The organism is Methanohalophilus mahii DSM 5219 (assembly GCF_000025865.1).
GTDB lineage: Archaea > Halobacteriota > Methanosarcinia > Methanosarcinales > Methanosarcinaceae > Methanohalophilus > Methanohalophilus mahii.
Genome location: NC_014002.1, coordinates 1105801 through 1122248, shown reverse-complemented (window position 1 = coordinate 1122248; position 16448 = coordinate 1105801). Strand labels below are relative to the sequence as shown.

Annotated in this window: 19 protein-coding genes; 12 read left to right on the top strand and 7 right to left on the bottom strand. The window is 39.2% G+C overall.

Translation table 11 applies throughout. The annotated features are described in order from the left end of the window. Positions 1 to 2 precede the first annotated feature (2 nt). From MMAH_RS05490 to MMAH_RS05480, 3 genes are all read left to right on the top strand, one after another. Positions 3 to 1049 carry a succinylglutamate desuccinylase/aspartoacylase family protein gene (locus MMAH_RS05490; RefSeq protein ID WP_013037546.1) on the top strand — a complete coding sequence of 349 codons (1047 nt, stop codon included), beginning with the start codon at positions 3 to 5 and terminating at the stop codon, positions 1047 to 1049. Between the two features lie 407 nt (positions 1050 to 1456). After that, positions 1457 to 2119, top strand: coding sequence for a phosphoribosyltransferase (locus MMAH_RS05485; RefSeq protein WP_013037545.1), 663 nt, complete (start codon positions 1457 to 1459; stop codon positions 2117 to 2119). 2 nt (positions 2120 to 2121) lie between these two features. Further along, positions 2122 to 2784 (top strand): dienelactone hydrolase family protein, encoded by a 663-nt coding sequence (locus MMAH_RS05480; protein ID WP_013037544.1) that lies wholly within the window; start codon positions 2122 to 2124, stop codon positions 2782 to 2784. 455 nt (positions 2785 to 3239) lie between these two features. Here the strand turns inward: MMAH_RS05480 and MMAH_RS05475 are convergent, their stop codons facing one another. Further along, positions 3240 to 3584, bottom strand: a complete 345-nt coding sequence (locus MMAH_RS05475; protein WP_013037543.1) for a PRC-barrel domain-containing protein — start codon at positions 3582 to 3584, stop codon at positions 3240 to 3242. A gap of 228 nt (positions 3585 to 3812) precedes the next feature. Here MMAH_RS05475 and MMAH_RS05470 point away from each other — a divergent pair, with 228 nt between their 5' ends. From MMAH_RS05470 to MMAH_RS05460, 3 genes are all read left to right on the top strand, one after another. Beyond that, positions 3813 to 5522: an ATP-dependent DNA ligase gene (locus MMAH_RS05470; RefSeq protein ID WP_013037542.1), complete on the top strand. Its 1710-nt coding sequence runs from the start codon at positions 3813 to 3815 to the stop codon at positions 5520 to 5522. Next, complete coding sequence (gene polX / locus MMAH_RS05465; RefSeq protein ID WP_013037541.1) at positions 5519 to 7231, top strand: DNA polymerase/3'-5' exonuclease PolX; 1713 nt, start codon at positions 5519 to 5521, stop codon at positions 7229 to 7231. Before MMAH_RS05470 ends, polX begins: the two co-directional genes overlap by 4 nt. A 594-nt stretch (positions 7232 to 7825) precedes the next feature. Continuing rightward, on the top strand, positions 7826 to 8044 hold the full coding sequence (locus MMAH_RS05460) for an amphi-Trp domain-containing protein (protein WP_013037540.1): 219 nt from the start codon (positions 7826 to 7828) through the stop codon (positions 8042 to 8044). Between the two features lie 331 nt (positions 8045 to 8375). On the opposite strand, the gene MMAH_RS05455 is transcribed toward MMAH_RS05460, so the two are convergent. Further along, positions 8376 to 8813 carry a universal stress protein gene (locus MMAH_RS05455; RefSeq protein WP_013037539.1) on the bottom strand — a complete coding sequence of 146 codons (438 nt, stop codon included), beginning with the start codon at positions 8811 to 8813 and terminating at the stop codon, positions 8376 to 8378. A gap of 226 nt (positions 8814 to 9039) precedes the next feature. On the opposite strand from MMAH_RS05455, the gene MMAH_RS05450 reads away from it, so the two are divergent. Next, complete coding sequence (locus MMAH_RS05450; protein WP_013037538.1) at positions 9040 to 9552, top strand: flavodoxin family protein; 513 nt, start codon at positions 9040 to 9042, stop codon at positions 9550 to 9552. 74 nt (positions 9553 to 9626) lie between these two features. On the opposite strand, the gene MMAH_RS05445 is transcribed toward MMAH_RS05450, so the two are convergent. Next, positions 9627 to 10148: a C-GCAxxG-C-C family protein gene (locus MMAH_RS05445; protein WP_013037537.1), complete on the bottom strand. Its 522-nt coding sequence runs from the start codon at positions 10146 to 10148 to the stop codon at positions 9627 to 9629. A 178-nt stretch (positions 10149 to 10326) separates the two neighbouring features. Here MMAH_RS05445 and MMAH_RS05440 point away from each other — a divergent pair, with 178 nt between their 5' ends. Then, a complete protein-coding gene (locus tag MMAH_RS05440; RefSeq protein ID WP_013037536.1) occupies positions 10327 to 10536 on the top strand; it encodes a hypothetical protein in 210 nt (69 codons plus the stop codon). Positions 10537 to 10600: 64 nt separating this feature from the next. Here the strand turns inward: MMAH_RS05440 and MMAH_RS05435 are convergent, their stop codons facing one another. Both MMAH_RS05435 and MMAH_RS10340 read right to left on the bottom strand, forming a co-directional pair. After that, positions 10601 to 11107 carry a gamma carbonic anhydrase family protein gene (locus MMAH_RS05435; RefSeq protein ID WP_048902138.1) on the bottom strand — a complete coding sequence of 169 codons (507 nt, stop codon included), beginning with the start codon at positions 11105 to 11107 and terminating at the stop codon, positions 10601 to 10603. Beyond that, on the bottom strand, positions 11107 to 11292 hold the full coding sequence (locus MMAH_RS10340; protein WP_281033910.1) for an ATP-binding protein: 186 nt from the start codon (positions 11290 to 11292) through the stop codon (positions 11107 to 11109). Before MMAH_RS10340 ends, MMAH_RS05435 begins: the two co-directional genes overlap by 1 nt. A 176-nt stretch (positions 11293 to 11468) precedes the next feature. Here MMAH_RS10340 and MMAH_RS05430 point away from each other — a divergent pair, with 176 nt between their 5' ends. Further along, complete coding sequence (locus tag MMAH_RS05430) at positions 11469 to 12032, top strand: c-type cytochrome (protein WP_245526197.1); 564 nt, start codon at positions 11469 to 11471, stop codon at positions 12030 to 12032. A 39-nt stretch (positions 12033 to 12071) separates the two neighbouring features. On the opposite strand, the gene MMAH_RS05425 is transcribed toward MMAH_RS05430, so the two are convergent. Next, entirely contained in the window at positions 12072 to 12371 is a 300-nt protein-coding gene (locus MMAH_RS05425) for a carboxymuconolactone decarboxylase family protein (protein WP_013037533.1), read from the bottom strand. A gap of 68 nt (positions 12372 to 12439) precedes the next feature. Continuing rightward, positions 12440 to 12649, bottom strand: coding sequence for a DUF1059 domain-containing protein (locus MMAH_RS05420; protein WP_013037532.1), 210 nt, complete (start codon positions 12647 to 12649; stop codon positions 12440 to 12442). A 168-nt stretch (positions 12650 to 12817) separates the two neighbouring features. Between MMAH_RS05420 and MMAH_RS05415 the strand changes: the two genes are divergently transcribed. The 3 genes from MMAH_RS05415 (at position 12818) to MMAH_RS10815 (ending at position 16109) form a co-directional block, all read left to right on the top strand. After that, positions 12818 to 13258: a pyridoxamine 5'-phosphate oxidase family protein gene (locus MMAH_RS05415; RefSeq protein ID WP_013037531.1), complete on the top strand. Its 441-nt coding sequence runs from the start codon at positions 12818 to 12820 to the stop codon at positions 13256 to 13258. Continuing rightward, positions 13255 to 15393: a PEP/pyruvate-binding domain-containing protein gene (locus MMAH_RS10675; RefSeq protein WP_013037530.1), complete on the top strand. Its 2139-nt coding sequence runs from the start codon at positions 13255 to 13257 to the stop codon at positions 15391 to 15393. Before MMAH_RS05415 ends, MMAH_RS10675 begins: the two co-directional genes overlap by 4 nt. 77 nt (positions 15394 to 15470) lie before the next feature. After that, positions 15471 to 16109, top strand: coding sequence for a VTT domain-containing protein (locus tag MMAH_RS10815; protein ID WP_013037529.1), 639 nt, complete (start codon positions 15471 to 15473; stop codon positions 16107 to 16109). Positions 16110 to 16448: the final 339 nt, after the last annotated feature.

Below are 16448 nucleotides of genomic sequence, written 5' to 3'. Positions count from 1 at the left end.
CGATGCAACCACCAATAACAATAGCAGGGTATACGATCCAGCCAGGAACAAGGAAATCCATCGAATTGCCGATTCCCAGCTTTTATACCCATACATCGGCTTCAATGCCAGTTCATGTTATACATGGACGCAAACCCGGGCCCTGCCTACTCGTGTGTGCTGCTATTCACGGGGATGAGATTAATGGTGTAGAAATTATTCGTCGTGTCCTTGCACATAAGACAATCAATAATATCAAAGGCACTCTTATTACCATACCAATTGTAAATGTATTTGGTTTTGTCTCCCAGTCTCGTTATTTACCGGATAGGCGGGATTTGAACCGCTCTTTTCCGGGTTCTAAAAAAGGTTCAATGGCATCCAGACTGGCAAACATCTTGATGATAGAAATAGTAGAGCATTGCAGTCATATAATCGATCTTCATACGGGAGCTGTTGCCCGGAATAATTTACCTCAGATACGTGCATGCCTGGTAGATGATACAGAAACAGAATCTTTAGCCCGTGCTTTTGGCGTCCCGGTCATAATTAATACTGAACTGCGTGATGGCTCATTGCGTGAAGCCGCCCGTGAGAAAAATATACCATTTCTATTATATGAAGCAGGTGAAGCCCTTCGTTTTGATGAGGTTGCAATTCGAGCAGGTGTAAGGGGTGTACTTGGAGTTATGCATCATTTAGGTATGAGGACAAAGGCCAGAAAAAGGAAAGGTTACGAGACTGTCATTTCCAAATCAACTCAATGGATTCGATCTCCTAAAAGCGGAATATTACGTTCGATTTCTCCTCTGGGGGCGTTGGTTAAAAAAGGAGACTTATTGGCATATGTAGGTGACCCTCTGGGTGAGTTTGAAACAAAAGTTATGAGTTCAGTTTTTGGGATTGTAATCGGAAAGACAAATCTGCCGTTGGTTCATGAAGGGGATGCTATCTATCATATTGCCAGATATCCAGAAGCAGAAGAGGTTTCTAATTATATAGAATCATATCACGATGAACTTAATCCACTAAACGATGAAATAGCAGATAAGAATAATTCTCTGGCATAATTGTTTTATTTTTAAAAATCTTTTTCTTTTTTATTCAGGAATGATGCTGCCTGTCGTTTTTTAATGATAGACACATATTTTCCGCATATAGTTTTGTGTGATTGTTTTAATCGAATTAGGGATACTAGATGCTACTGATAATATCTCTGCTTTTGCTGTAAGTTGTTGCTGCTAATTATCAGTTAAAATAGCATAAATCTGCAATTTTAAGTTTTGTTCTATTGTACAAGTAAAAGCTGGTATATTTGGGCTAATGTTAGCAGAAATCGCGTTGCAAGCCATACTGCAAAAAGTTATGAATTCCAATTTCAAAATATTTGCATTTATAATTATTACAGGTAATCTATTGATGGACAATTCCTAAATAGCTGTGTCACCCACATCAATATGGGAGTTGAGGGTAGATCATGCAGATATTCAAGAATAGGGTGGATGCCGGGCGCAAACTGGCTGGTGAATTAAGTGAGTATGCAAACAGAAGGGACGTTATTTTGCTTGCTCTTCCCAGGGGTGGAGTTCCGGTTGCATATGAAATTGCAAAACAACTGAATGTACCTATGGATATATTCCTGGTTCGGAAACTCGGAGTCCCGGAGAATAAAGAACTGGCAATGGGCGCTATTGCTTCTGAAGATATCCGTGTACTGAATCAGGATATAATCAGGTCTTTTGGTATCTCCGATAGAACGATTGCCAAAGTTGCAGCTGATGAACGTGGAGAACTTCAAAGAAGAGAACGGTTATACAGGGGAGACCGTAAACGTCCAGAAGTAAAGGATCGTACTGTGATTCTGATTGATGATGGCTTGGCTACGGGGGCCACTATGCTAGCTGCGGTTAAAGCATTGCGTTCCAAAAACCCATCAAAGATAGTAATTGCTGTGCCTGTTGCCTCCTTAGATACATGTAAGACTTTTGAAAGGGAAGTTGACGATATAATTTGTGGCGCCACTCCGGAACCTTTCTATGGTGTAGGTGCCTGGTATGAGGAGTTCAGGCAGGTAACCGATGAGGAAGTCTGTGATATGCTGGAAAAAAGTATGGCATTACAAAAATCAGAGGAGGACTAAATATGGTTGTTAATGAAATCCAGGAAACTGTACGTATCCAGATGGATTCTTTTATCCTTGAGGGTGATTTGGAAATACCTGAAGGTGCTGAGGGAATTGTGATATTTGCCCATGGTAGTGGAAGTAGTCGGCATAGTATACGTAACAAAACTGTTGCAAAAATGCTGCGGCAGAACAAAATGGCCACACTTCTTTTTGACCTATTAACTCCAGAAGAGGAAGAAATCGACAATGTTACTGCACATTTGAGATTCGATATAGATCTTCTTTCTGAACGTCTTATAGGAACCACTGATTGGGTCCTCCAAAACCCGGCTACCAAAAATTTGAATATCGGTTACTTTGGAGCCAGTACAGGTGCTGCAGCTGCCCTTAGTGCAGCCAGTAAACGTTCAGACAAAATTGGTGCAGTGGTTTCCAGAGGGGGCAGACCTGATCTGGCAGAAAAGGCACTTCCGGATGTAGAAACACCTACCCTTCTGATAGTTGGAGGGAAAGATTATCAGGTTATAGATATGAATCGTGAGGCATTAAAAATGTTAAACTGCAAGAAAGAACTCCAGATAATCCCTGGAGCTACTCATCTTTTCGAGGAACAAGGAGCACTGGAAGAGGTAGCTAAGGTTGCAGGAAATTGGTTTATGGAATATTTAATCAAGGACTGACTGAATTTGAAAAACAATTTTCAGTAGCATTCGCTGTCCAAAGAATAACATTCTAATAAATATGGTCCATAATTTATTTATTGATGGATTCACATCATATAATAAGGAGAGTAGTGGGTATGTAACTCTCTATATGTGAAGCCGATCGTTTTTAGAGAAGGAGCGGCTGAATTGAGTGGTGGTACGAAAGTGGGAACATTATAGCGGTGATGTTCCCACTATCTCATACTTTCCTTAAATTATATGTATGTATTATTCTAAAGTTTGCTTTTTCTGAATAAAAATATAGTTATACTAACAATTCATTCAATGCTATGCAAAAGGCCAGAGCTTACGCTGTTTTTTGTTTGTAAGAAACTTATCGTATTGCACGTATTATTGGTACACTGATCTTCTGATAGGAAAACAAAGTGTAGTGTGAGAAATACTATCCAGTACAAACCTTAACTGGGAGATTATTTCTCCCAGTAAGGAGCAAATCCATATTTTGAATAGACATCTGTCAGCCATTTGCGCTCATTGGACAGAGGCCAATTATCTCTGTCAAATCCTTCCGACTCTTCAAGCAGAGACCTGTCGTGATGAAATACAAACCTATGCTCTCCTTCTTTCAGAGACAATGCTTCCCAGGGAACTGCAAATAACTTGTCCTTGAAGGAAAGGGCTGCATAGGCAACCGTACCAAAGTCAAGATCAATCATCAGTTCTTCTATATGGCCAATATCTTCACCATTTAGGTCTTCGACTTTGTCTTTTTCGATAGTACTTGCTGATAAAAATTTAGGTGCACTTCCATTCATGTTTCCCACTCCTATTAAATGAAAGGCATGCGAATAGACTATTATGCTTTCTGACACCTGCGGTTAAACCAGAATGAAATAATTACTTCCACCGCAGTTATAAATTATCCCCATACCTTCCATACATCATTCTTTTTTGATGGTTGTTAAAATTATCGCCTATGAGACCATCTAAAACTATTTCTGGTAGTAAACACAAGGATTATACAGGATTTTTTGAGGTGGGGCATGGCATCATTTCGCAAACTTGTGGAACTTTATGAAGAACTAGACAATTCCACATCTCATATGAAAATAATTGAATTGCTGGCGGAGCATTTTCAAAGTCTTGAGCCGGCAGAAGTGAAAATAACTGCATATCTTGCACTGGGTACAATCGGTCCCCGTTTTGAAAAAATCGACCTGGGAATTGGAGATAAATACGGTATACAAGCCATCTCCCGGGCCTATAATGTGGATAAGGAAAAAGTAGAGATAGCATTTGGGAATCAAGGGGATCTGGGAGATGTGGCTTCTGCTCTTAATGAGAGACAGCGAAGTTCACTTACACTCAATTATGTTTTTCAACATTTTGTGCAGATAAGGGACATTTCGGGAAAGGGCAGTCAAAAAAGAAAGATAAACTTACTCGCAGAAGTTCTGTCAAAGGCCAGGCCTTTGGAATCCCGGTATATAATGCGTATTGCACAGGGAAATCTGAGACTCGGGTTTGGTGAGAAATTTCTTCTGGAAGCTCTGGCCCTGGCTTTTACAGGTAGCCGGGATAATACATCTAAAGTGGAAGATACATACAATATATGTACTGATATCGGTCAGCTCGGCGAATCTCTGGCAAATCACGGGATGGATTCACTGGGTAAGTTTTCCATTAAAATTGGCAGACCTGTCCAGATGATGCTAGCCAGCAGGGTAGATACTATGGAGGAGCTTAATGAGAAATTCTCCGGAACAATGGCAGCTGAGGAAAAATATGATGGTGAAAGGGTTCAGGTACATGTGGACGGAGATAATATAAAGGCATTTTCAAGGCGGTTGACCTATATTTCTGCACAGTTTCCTGATGTCATCGAGGCTGCTCGCGAAAGTGTAAAAGCTGAAAAAATTGTCTTAGATGGAGAAATAGTTGCCTATAGGCAAGGGGAGTTTCGTCCCTTCCAGGAACTTATGCAGCGCAGGCGAAAGTACCATGTTGAGGAATACGTGAAAAAAATCCCGGTTACCGTTTTTTTCTTTGATGTTTTATATCTCAATGGCAAATCTCTGATGAAATGGTCATATCCTGAAAGGAGGCAGGTTTTGGAAGAAAATCTCGTAGAGACAGAAAAAGTAAAACTTGCAGGTCGGGTTGTGAGTGCAGATTTCTCCCGGATACAGCATTTTTTCGATGATTGTGTGGAGAAGGGAATGGAAGGTATAATTATCAAGTCAGTGAAGGCTAAATCCACTTACAGGCCGGGAAAACGAGGTTGGTTGTGGGTCAAGTGGAAAAAGGAATATATTGAAGATGTAAGAGAAACCTTTGATCTGGTGATTGTTGGAAGTTATTATGGTAAAGGAAGGCGCAAAGGTTCATTTGGAGCATTGTTATGTGCTGTGCTCAATGAAAGTGAAAAAAGGTATGAAACTCTGGCTAAAGTAGGTACGGGTTTCAAAGATGAAGACTTTGAGGAAATCAACGATCTTCTAAAAAAATACTCCATTGAAAAAAAACCTGTCAACATCTTGATAGACAGTAATATGCAGCCAGATAACTATATTGAACCAGCTGTTGTCATCGAAGTAATTGGATCGGAGATTACTTCAAGTCCCTCTCATACATCAGGTCAGGAAAATTCCGGGAATGGATATGCGCTACGTTTTCCACGTTTCCTTAGAATAAGGTATGACAAAGGGCCTGGGGATGCCACTACAGTTGAAGAGGTGAAACATCTGAAATGATCAATCGGGATATAGCCAAACTGCTCTATGAGATTGCGGATATATTTGAATATAAAGAAGTAGAGTGGAAACCCCGTGCATACCGCAAAGCAGCCAGAAAAATAGGGGATATGAGGGAAGACATCTCAGGGCTTTACTCAAAAAAGGGCAGGGAAGGACTGGAAAACATTCCCGGTGTTGGCAGCCGTATTGCAGACCACATTGTTGAATATATTGAAGCCGGGTCTGTGCGGGAATTTGAAAAAATCAGAAAGGAAACTCCCAGAGGTGCCAGTAATATCATAAAGATCAGAGGGCTTGGTCCTAAAAAAGCAAAAAAACTCATGGATGAACTTGACATACAATCAATCCCCGATCTGAAAGAGGCAATTAACAATCAGGAAATTCGCAAACTTGAAGGTTTTGGAAAAAAGACTGAAGAAAATCTGGATAAAGCAATCTCCCAATACGAAAAAAGCCATGAACGCATGCTTTTGCCAAAAGCAACGGATTTGGCTGAAGAAATTATATCCTATATGGAAGAAAATACTACCCTGAAAAAAATAGATTACGCTGGATCTCTGCGGCGGATGAAGGAAACGATTGGGGATATTGATATACTGGTTGTTGCTTCGGATCCTGAAGAAGTCATGGATGCTTTTGTCAATTTTGAAAATGTGGACGAGGTTGAATCCCGGGGCAAGACGCGCAGTACAATAATATTGCAAAACGGCGGTCATATAGATCTGAGAGTGGTTCCTGAAAGCAGTTATGGAGCAGCATTACAGTATTTTACAGGCTCGAAGGATCATAACATCGAACTGAGAAATCTTGCCCTCTCGAAAGGCTATAAGCTTTCGGAATATGGATTGTTTAAAGAGGATTCCAAAAAAAAGCTTGAAGGAAAAAAGGAAGATAGAATCTACGGAAAATTGGGTCTAAGTTTCATTCCGCCGGAACTGCGGGAAAACAGGGGGGAGTTGGAATGTGCAAAAAATACACTTCCTTCACTGGTGGAGTTAGAAGATATCCGGGGTGACCTGCATGTCCATACTTCTTACAGTGACGGAACGGATAGCCTCAATTCTATGATCGCACAGGCCGATAAACTGGGATATGAGTATATTGGTATCACTGATCATTCCAGATCCCGCAAGATCGCCGGTGGTTTGGGGACCGATAAGGTAAAAGAGCAGTGGAAGGAAATAGATGGACTCCGCGATGATTTTGATATAGAAATCCTGAAAGGTATTGAAGTCGATATCCTTCCTGATGGAAGTTTGGATTGTCCGGATGATATTCTTGAGGAAATGGATATTGTCGTGGGATCTATTCATTCCGGTTATAAGTCTCCCAAAAAGAAAATGACGGAAAGGATAATTACTGCCCTGCAAAATGAATTCCTGCATGTGCTGGGGCATCCTACAAGTCGCAAGATTGGTATTCGGGAGGCCTACGAGGTTGACCTTGACAAAATATTCGAAACAGCTGCAGAAAACGGTAAACTTCTGGAAATAAACAGCCAGCCGGAAAGGCTTGACCTTAATGACAACCTGATTTTACAAGCCAAAGAATATGACCTTAAGTTTTGCATCAGCAGCGACAGTCATTCTTCTGCACAACTGGATTTCATGAAATACGGTGTTGGACAAGCACGTAGGGGCTGGCTTACAAAGGATGATGTTGCTAACACTTATTCACTGAAAGAACTGAAACGATTAATTGATTGAGAGTTGTAAACCGTTTAATCGCTCCTATTTTCCGGGCATGGATATTGTAATAATTGCTGAAGCAGGCAATGGTAAAAATACAGTTAGCTTTTCAACAAGTCAAATAGTCAAGAGGATTTGAGAGCAAAGGGGCCCTTACCCAATGCTCTCAACTCGTACCCCACTCCTCTTTTCAGTCGCAACCCCTATTACGACTGGTTTTTGTGAGAGTTCCCTTTCCTCTCACTCCAAATTAGTAAATGAAGTCTTTATATATATACAAAAGGGCCAGAAATATTGTATGTAATTAGAATTTTCAATAGCATTTTAATTGGTTTTTATGTATGTTTTGACTTTAATTAAAATTGGCAATAGAAAAATGTATATACAATATATGCCTTCAATTTCGGTTAACGAGGTTTATGGGCGGATAATTCTTTTTCTTAGTACCCCCACTCCCAAACACCGCCCATATTCTTCAATATGCCAGGCTTTATGTTTTATCTTTTAAGTGGCAGCGTCGAGGATTAATTTCCCGACTCTTCTTACCCATTATAATATATATCAGGTTATGTTAAATATCATATACTGATTCTTCAAACATGGAGTGGGAATATGACAGAACCAGATAAGGAAATTGAAAAGAAGTATTCATACAATAAACAGGAACTTATTGGATTTTTGGATGAGTTTAAGACCCAGATTGAGGCTGGAAAAATAGAGATCGGACAAGAACATGTTGAGATACCTGATGGCAACATGGACGTAGAATTTGGTTTCAAAATTGAAAAAGGACAAAAAGAGATTGAAATAGAAATAAAATGGCAAAAATAATAAGATAATAGTACTTTGAAGAGTTATATACAATTGTTATATATTGGTGGGCAAGGAAATAAACTACATCAGGTATTATAAACTCCTTTCATTGTGGTCTGGTGGTGGATAAAACAATTTTATCCTGCATTATTACCCTGCTCATCACTATATCTATATGATTTTTTTGGGATATAATTAGCAGAACGAAGAGTTCGGAACTTTCTTATCTATTCCCGGGATAGCTTAAGATTACTTGCTTTAAAAAGTGAGACTCGCTAGCTGATTATGATTTAAAAAATAGTAAGATGGAAAACTCCATCTTTGAATTATTTATAGTTTGTTTGTCTATTTATCGGACTACCATCACCGATGTTTTCGCATGACGGACGACATTTTCTGCTACACTTCCCAATAAGAGCTGGGTTAGACCTGTTGCACCCAGTGTTCCCATTACGATGAGGTCCATATTGTTTTCCTTCGCAAAGTTGACAATCCCCTCAGATGGATGATCTTCAACGGTAACTGGTTCTACTTCAACTCCAGCTGCTTTACCCAATTCAACAACATATTCAGTGGCTTCCTTGCCTTCTTTTTCCAAATGGGCACGCGCTCCTTCAGCCCAACTTTCTCCACGGACTGCAGCAGGAACACCTACAGGCGGTATGACAAACAGGGCCTTGACCTTTGCATCGGTTGATTTTGCAAGATCTATACCCCAATCTACCGCATTCTTTACATTCTCAGATCCATCAGTAGCGATTAGTATATTTTCAATTTTCTCACTCATTATATACCCCCATTTATTATACAGAGAAATGTACCTATATAGTTTTTGGTTAAAATTCGGTAACTATTATTTAAAAAAGTTAAATATTAATACAGTGTATTTTCATGCTCGTTTTTTATAGTTATAAATGAGTTTTTTCTATATACCGGATAATAATGTGTATAATCCAAAATGAATTATATGATTGGTCCCTAATGATTTGTGGGATTTAGTGGGGTGCGAGTAAATGAAAGTGTTAATAACATACATAACTCGAACAGGAAATACAAAGAAAGTTGCAGAAGCAATTTATGATGGGATTGATGAACAAAAAGAAATGAAACCATTAGATGAAGTTAATAATCTGGATGGTTATAATTTAACCTTTATTGGTTTTCCGATCAATCAATTCTATCCGCCAGAAAAAGCGCAGAAATTTTTAAGTAATCAAACTTCTGGTAAAGATATTGCTTTGTTCATGACTCATGCGGTACCCGAGGGTACAGGATTGATATTGGATTGGATATCCACAGCTAAAGAAATGGCATCCGAGGCAAATATTATAGGTACTTTCAACTGTCAGGGTAAAGTTGCCCGGAAAGTACTGGATATTCTACAGGACTCTGATGATCCGGAAATGAGAGCTTTTGCTAATATGTGTGTTTTGGCCAAAGAGCAGCCAGACAGAATCAGATTGCAAAAAGCGCATAAATTTGCAAAATCGATGGTCTCTCAAAAAAAGGAATGTATAGGACCATAATCATAAATTTATCATTATTTAATTTTTAGATATTGGTGCTTTATTATCACTTTATAGATCTGGCACCTTTATTTTCACAGTTTTGGTTCAATGCCTTCATCCAGCAAGACTTTTGCCGTCCATTTTGCTGCATTTCCCGTTACACCTGGGCATTTATCATCATGCCCTCCAGCTTCTTCAAAAGCTTCAAACTCCCTGGGATCCCACAGATTGTAGGACTTACCAAATATTTCTTTTTGGATATCATTACAGATGATACTACCATATTCATCAATGAATTTTTCTCTAACTTCTTTTGATAATTTAGATGAATCCATCCAATCCGCAACGTCTCCTTGCCCGAACTGATCCCTTTTCCTGCCGAAAAAGGCACTGATAGCCATCATAGCTCCACCATATCCACCACAGGTTCCATCACCATCCAGTGAACCTCCGCCAGCAAGGGAGTGGGATGCCTGGATCACTTCATCATCTATTCCACCAAAAATATCCTGAATTGCTGAAAGAACTGCTTGAGAGCAGTAACCATATTTTCTTTCGTACTCAAAACCCTTATCGTACGCCGTGTCCAAAATTTCTTGCTCGTTATCGACCATAAAATACCCCCTTACCAAGTAATACTTGTCTTCGCCGTGAATATAAATATTTTCCTTTCAGTGCTGAATTGCTTTATCAGTGTGATCAAATGCAATTTTTCAAATATTATATTGGTTTGGCAAAAGACGGTTCGGCAGATAATTTTGTAATTTTAAAGCCAGGAAGAGTTACCTGATCATGCGATTAAAACTTGAAGAAACAGACGATATCGAAAACGAGCTTCTAGAATCAGGTTTAAATCTTATGGACCACAACCGTAGGCGTAGGCTTCAGAGAACCCGCTTGGTGAAAAAGGATCTTGTAGATAACGAAGAAACAATCAGGAAATTGATGCAGATGTCCTACTACTTTGTCATTTATGATATGACCATACATGAACAATATTGATAATGTAGAATTGCGCTTGCCAGGCAAATTGCACTTGAGGTTTGATATCTCTTCTCTGGAGGTATCATTGTTCCTTGTATTCTTTCATAAGTTCGATGTAGGATGCAGCATTTTCTTCAATCATCTTTATATCTTTATCATTTGCTTCCCTTCTAATTCTTCCCGGGATTCCTGTAATTACATTTGCAGGCCCAAACCTTTTGCCGGGTGCTATCAGTGCATTGGCGCCAACAATTGAATTATCGCCTATTTCCGCACCTTCAAGTACAGTTGCATTCATACCTATAAGCACATTATTTCCGATTTTGCAACTATGTAACACCGCTCCGTGCCCAATACTGACATAATCACCAATCTTGACCATTCGGGACGTGTCATTGTGGATTACCACATTATCCTGGATACTGGTCCCTTTTCCTATATTTATTTCATTCATATCCGCACGTATTGTGGCATTAAACCAGATACTTGAGTCTCTGTCAACCCTGACATCTCCTATGATTTCCGCAGATTCTGCAACAAATACACTGTCATGTATTGTCGGTTCCTTTCCCCTGAAATTCCTTATCATCATCTCACACCATATTCCTTTATAGGTATAGCCAAATGGAAGATATTGCCCCTTTCAACTTCACTTTCCACACAGGTTTGTCCACCATGTATTTCTATATACTTTTTAACAAGGGCAAACCCAAAACCAATTCCACCATAAGATCTGGTTTCATATTTATCCAACTGATTGAATGAAAGGAAAATATTATTTATTTTAATATGTCACCGATCATATTCTTATTTCTGGTATCATATATTTTTGCAAAGTACAAGTATTTACTCCCTATGAAGTCTATATATTTCGTTTGTTCTTATCTCATAAGATTCTTGCCCGTTTACTATTTAATGTTCAGCGAATTAAATGTAATGGGGGATTAAATTTGTCAAGAAATATGTTGATATTACTACTGTTTATTGGGGTTGTGTTTATCTTTGTTGGAATGATGAATCTCCTTTATACTCCATCATCATACCAGCAGTACGGATGGCAACAGCCGGGAACTATGTATCCGGATGGTTTTGAAACGTCTCCATCATCACCGTCGAATTTTGACATTATCAGCGAATTTGATAGTAACGGTGAAATGATATATTATACGGGTTTTAATGAAGATGGACAAAGAATACCATTTCAGGGCGGTCCTCGCTGGTTAAGCGTACATGGTGGCAGCTGTGTAAGTTGCCACGGCGTTGATGGAAAAGGTGGTGTGCCGATAATGATGGGTACTGCAGTGCCTCCTGATATTACTTATGAAACTTTGACTGCTGAGCAAGATCATGAGGATGAACACGAAGGCCATCCGGTTTATACTGATGAAACCATCAAGATGGCTATTAAACAAGGAATTGATCCATCGGGGGAAAGACTGGATTATACGATGCCGCGCTGGAATATGTCAGAAAAGGATCTCAACGACCTGATTGAATATTTGAAAACCCTGTAATTCACCAAAAGGTATACTGAAGGATGTTGCCTCGCAGTCTCAGACAATATCCTTCAATGCATTTGCAGCAGTATATACGCTTCCGATTCCTGAAATATAGTTGGCTATCCGTACTGCCTGCATCACTTCCTTCTTTGTAGCTCCGTTATTGATTGCCTGTGTTGCAAGGTTTCTGACTCCGTTCTCCGCTCCTTCTGATGCATCAAGTGCCATTGCAATCAGGAATTTGTATTGTAGGGGTATTCCCTCTTCGGAGAATGTCAATTCACCGCTTTGTCCTATTAAACCAAAAAGTTCGGAATCTGCTTCTTTTATAGTGTCGAGGGGATCATCTGTCATTTTAATTGCTCCTGCTAATTTTGAATATAAGTGATGTAATACGGATTGATTAATTCAAAGAATATTATTTATAGTGCACCACAGCCACACCCACGTCCTGTGAGAGTTGATATCCGATACTTTATCTCCTTTACTTCGTCTTCAGACATCTTTTCCAGTTCATCTCCGTGGACTTGTTTGATGTGGTCAAGCATCTTTTTTTCTACTTCTTCCTGTGTAGTGCCTGTGGCCATGAAATTACATTTGAAACCCAGGTCCCTGCATTTGACGATTTTCATTCCTGTACCCTCCTCTATTTTAAAAAGCACTGATTACCCTATAAATCATTTTCAATACATTAGGCTAAAAACTTTCCCCTAATCATTGCAATTGAAACCACATTTCTTATCGATAACGCATAAATACTCACGACTCATCTTATTTTAGGGTTTAATGAGGAGTTTCTAATGGAAGTATCAGATCCTGAGAAAATAATGTCTCGCCTGCTTACAGATCAATTACTTGGAGTGCTGGCTACAGAGAATAATGGTCAACCCTACACCAATCTTGTGGCCTTTGCTGCAAGTGAAAATTTCAAGTACCTTCTTTTTGTTACGCCGAAGTTTACAAGGAAATATTCAAATTTGAGTTCTTCCCGGCAAGCATCCTTGATGATAGATGATCGATCCAATACGGTATCTGACTTTAAGGAAGCCACTGTTTTGAACGCAATGGGAAAGGTGGAAGAAATAGATAAAGACCCTGAAATGGTCAATCTCTATCAGAACAAACACCCCTATCTTAGCAGTTTTCTTAAGAACTCTTCATCTGCACTGATGAAATTTCAGGTCGAAAAATATATTGTGGCGACAAGTTTCCAGAATGTTGTGGAGATCGATATGTCATGACAGATCTTGTAATTCCCATGGAAGAAATCCGGGAAGAGCATATGAATATTGTCGGAGGCAAAGCTTACTCTTTGCACAGGCTTCTTGAAAATGACTTCCGGGTTCCTGCCTACTTTTGTGTCACAACAGATGCATATAACAAATTTTTGGATTGCAGTGGCCTGAAGGGCAAACTCACAATAGAATTTGCCAGAAAGGATTTCTCAAAGATGAGATGGGAGGAAATGTGGGATGCAGGTTTGCGTATCAGGAATATGTTTATGAACACTCCGATGCCTGCGGCTTTAGTCGATACAATCAAAGCACAGGTACCAAAAAATTTGTTTAAAAGGTCAGTGGTTGTACGATCCTCTGCACCCGGCGAAGATTCAAGCAAAACATCATTTGCAGGTCTGCACGAATCATATGTAAATGTGACAGGTATAGAAGAAATACTGGAAAACATCAAACTCGTATGGGCTTCCCTCTGGTCTGATGCTGCAATTCTGTACAGGCAGGAACTGGGGCTTGACATAGAGCACAGTTCAATGGCTGTTATGGTTCAGGAAATGATAGAAGGTAATGTTTCAGGAATTGTATTCAGCACAGATCCTAATAATGCGGACAAATTGACAATAGAAGCCATTCACGGGCTTAACAAGGGATTGGTAGAAGGAGATGTGGAGCCCGATCGCTGGCAATTGGATAAGTTATCAGGTTCAATTGTGCAGCATATTGTCCCTTCAAGCAGGGATCGGATTGTTTCATTGTCAAAAAAAGGCACAACTATGGGGTCAATTCCACAGTTATTATCCCACAAAACCCCTCTTACTACCGATGAGGTCAAACAGATTTATGAAATGGCCCTCTCTTCTGAAAAAACATTTGGTTTGCCTCAGGACATGGAATGGACAATAATTAACAATGAATTGTATACTCTCCAGTCAAGACCAATAACAAATGTACAAAACAATGAAAAACAGTGGTACATGTCCCTGAAAAGGACTTTCGAGAACCTGAAGCAATTACGCGATCGTATAGAACAGGATTTAATTCCTGCAATGATTTCCCAATCTAATGCTCTATCTGGCTTGAATTTAAATGAACTCAACAATGTTGAGCTTGCAGCTGAGATCTCTCGTAGACAGGAAATATACCAAAAATGGGATGAAGTCTACACCAGAGAGTTCATACCTTTTGCCCATGGGATGAGATTATTTGGCCAGGTTTACAATGATGTTGTAAAACCACAGGATCCTTATGAATTTGTGGATTTACTCGCAGATTCTAAATTGCTGAGTATCCGGCGCAATGGGCAACTTGAACATATGGCAGAATTGATTAGAAAAGATACGGCTCTGCGAAGAAAAGTAGAAAATGGTATTCTGGAAGGAAAATTCAAAGAGCTCTTTGATAATTTCATGGATAATTTCGGAAGGTCTGCTTATGTTGCAGAAGAAAATGATATCATACGTTTGATCCTTGAACTTGGGGTTGCTCCTGTTTCAATAGGGACAAATTCAAAAGATGTAAAAAAGATGGAAATGGATTTTCTTTCTAATTTTAAAGATGAAGAAAGGGAATGGGCCAGCCAACTCCTAGATCTGGGCCGGGCAAGTTACAGGCTACGGGATGATGATAACATATACCTTGGCAGAATAGAAGGACAATACCTATCTTCTGTGAGGGATGGCAAACTCAGGCTGGAAGAAAGGGGTATAAAATATAAAATCGAAACTTGCGAAGTTATAGCTGCACTCCTCAACGATACCTACATTCCTCTCGTCAAACAAACACAGGAAAATGTCCTATCAAAACAGAAGGCCAGAGATAGGCAGATCCAGGGCCAGCCTGCAGGTAAAGGCTCTGTTACAGGGATTGCGCGGGTTATAAACGAAAATACAGACCTTTTCAATATTCATGCCGGTGAAATTTTGGTATGTGATTCCATCGATCCCAATATGACATTTGTCATTCCGCTTGCTGGAGGGATTGTGGAGAGAAGGGGAGGGATGCTTATACATGGGGCTATAATAGCCAGAGAATACGGGATTCCCTGTGTGACCGGTATTCCTGATGCGACCGGGATAATTGAAACAGGTGATGAAGTAACAGTTGATGGTAATTTGGGTATTGTAGTCATACACAGGCATTAATTAATTGAATATTCTATGTTGTCTTTTTGGTTTCTGAAACCAAATTTTAGTTACTATTCAATGTTTCGCAGGGACCAATGTTGGCAAAAAAGACAGGAAAGAGAGCAGATTATTCAGATTATCTGTTAAGGTTATGCAAAAAACGGATGAATAATACATCCAGTCGACATAATAATATTATTATTTTTGTTTTAATAGCTCTTTTTATTATTACGTGGTCAATTTTTCTTCATTACTATCCTCCAAAATTGATAGTATCAACTTTGGGTATTAACAATACTTATCTGGCTATTTTCCTGTTGTCTTTGATTGGAGGAGTTTCCACATTTACTTCTACTACATTTTATACTGTTCTTATAACAATAGCTTTGTCTGAAGTAAATCCGGTCTGGTTGGGGGCGATTGCAAGTCTTGGTCTCACCTTGGGTGACCTGTTATTCTATTACATGGGCAGGAAAGGGAAACAATGCGTACCGGGAAAATATGAGGCAAAAGTAATTAAGCTGGCTGCAAAACTGGAACAAATCAATGATAAACTGATCATTCTTATTATATTTCTATATTCTTTGACCCCTCTGCCCAGTGATATTTTGGCGATAGGTCTTGCATTTGGTGGATTTTCAGTGAAAAAATTGATTCCACCTCTTTTTGTGGGTAATTTCGTACTTATAGTGCTACTTGTAGAATTTTCCAGATTGGGTTATGATATACTGTAACTTTACTGGATTATATAGGTTTAAAAATTTTAATAGCACTTATGTTTTAAACCGCTTCATTGTATTTTTACCCATTTATTATATATAGGAATCTGTCTATCAATTTCTTGTAAGGGGGAGTTAGCAGCATGACTCTCACCTTGTATTCAGCCTGAAACGGGTTTTGGCTGATGGGAGTGGTGGTACGATTGAGAGTAATGGATCAAACTCCTTACTCTCATTTCTCCTGTGTTTTTCTGTAGATTTTGTATTAATTTATTTAAATAAATGGCAGGAAAATATTTTGCCGAAATGCTTAATATATTAAAACCCAAACATTAGATGGGGAAAAGTTGTATT

Bases quoted from the DNA above. Each gene is read 5' to 3' on its own strand.
- MMAH_RS05490 (WP_013037546.1), top strand. From the start codon at position 3: ATGCAACCACCAATAACAATAGCAGGGTATACGATCCAGCCAGGAACA.
- MMAH_RS05445 (WP_013037537.1), bottom strand. From the start codon at position 10,148: ATGGTCGATAACGAGCAAGAAATTTTGGACACGGCGTACGATAAGGGT.
- MMAH_RS05475 (WP_013037543.1), bottom strand. From the start codon at position 3,584: ATGAATGGAAGTGCACCTAAATTTTTATCAGCAAGTACTATCGAAAAA.
- MMAH_RS05480 (WP_013037544.1), top strand. From the start codon at position 2,122: ATGGTTGTTAATGAAATCCAGGAAACTGTACGTATCCAGATGGATTCT.
- MMAH_RS05420 (WP_013037532.1), bottom strand. From the start codon at position 12,649: ATGAAAATCGTCAAATGCAGGGACCTGGGTTTCAAATGTAATTTCATG.
- MMAH_RS05485 (WP_013037545.1), top strand. From the start codon at position 1,457: ATGCAGATATTCAAGAATAGGGTGGATGCCGGGCGCAAACTGGCTGGT.
- MMAH_RS05450 (WP_013037538.1), top strand. From the start codon at position 9,040: ATGAAAGTGTTAATAACATACATAACTCGAACAGGAAATACAAAGAAA.
- MMAH_RS05415 (WP_013037531.1), top strand. From the start codon at position 12,818: ATGGAAGTATCAGATCCTGAGAAAATAATGTCTCGCCTGCTTACAGAT.
- MMAH_RS05425 (WP_013037533.1), bottom strand. From the start codon at position 12,371: ATGACAGATGATCCCCTCGACACTATAAAAGAAGCAGATTCCGAACTT.
- MMAH_RS10815 (WP_013037529.1), top strand. From the start codon at position 15,471: ATGTTGGCAAAAAAGACAGGAAAGAGAGCAGATTATTCAGATTATCTG.
- MMAH_RS05460 (WP_013037540.1), top strand. From the start codon at position 7,826: ATGACAGAACCAGATAAGGAAATTGAAAAGAAGTATTCATACAATAAA.
- MMAH_RS05435 (WP_048902138.1), bottom strand. From the start codon at position 11,107: ATGATAAGGAATTTCAGGGGAAAGGAACCGACAATACATGACAGTGTA.
- MMAH_RS10675 (WP_013037530.1), top strand. From the start codon at position 13,255: ATGACAGATCTTGTAATTCCCATGGAAGAAATCCGGGAAGAGCATATG.
- polX (WP_013037541.1), top strand. From the start codon at position 5,519: ATGATCAATCGGGATATAGCCAAACTGCTCTATGAGATTGCGGATATA.
- MMAH_RS05470 (WP_013037542.1), top strand. From the start codon at position 3,813: ATGGCATCATTTCGCAAACTTGTGGAACTTTATGAAGAACTAGACAAT.
- MMAH_RS05440 (WP_013037536.1), top strand. From the start codon at position 10,327: ATGCGATTAAAACTTGAAGAAACAGACGATATCGAAAACGAGCTTCTA.
- MMAH_RS05455 (WP_013037539.1), bottom strand. From the start codon at position 8,813: ATGAGTGAGAAAATTGAAAATATACTAATCGCTACTGATGGATCTGAG.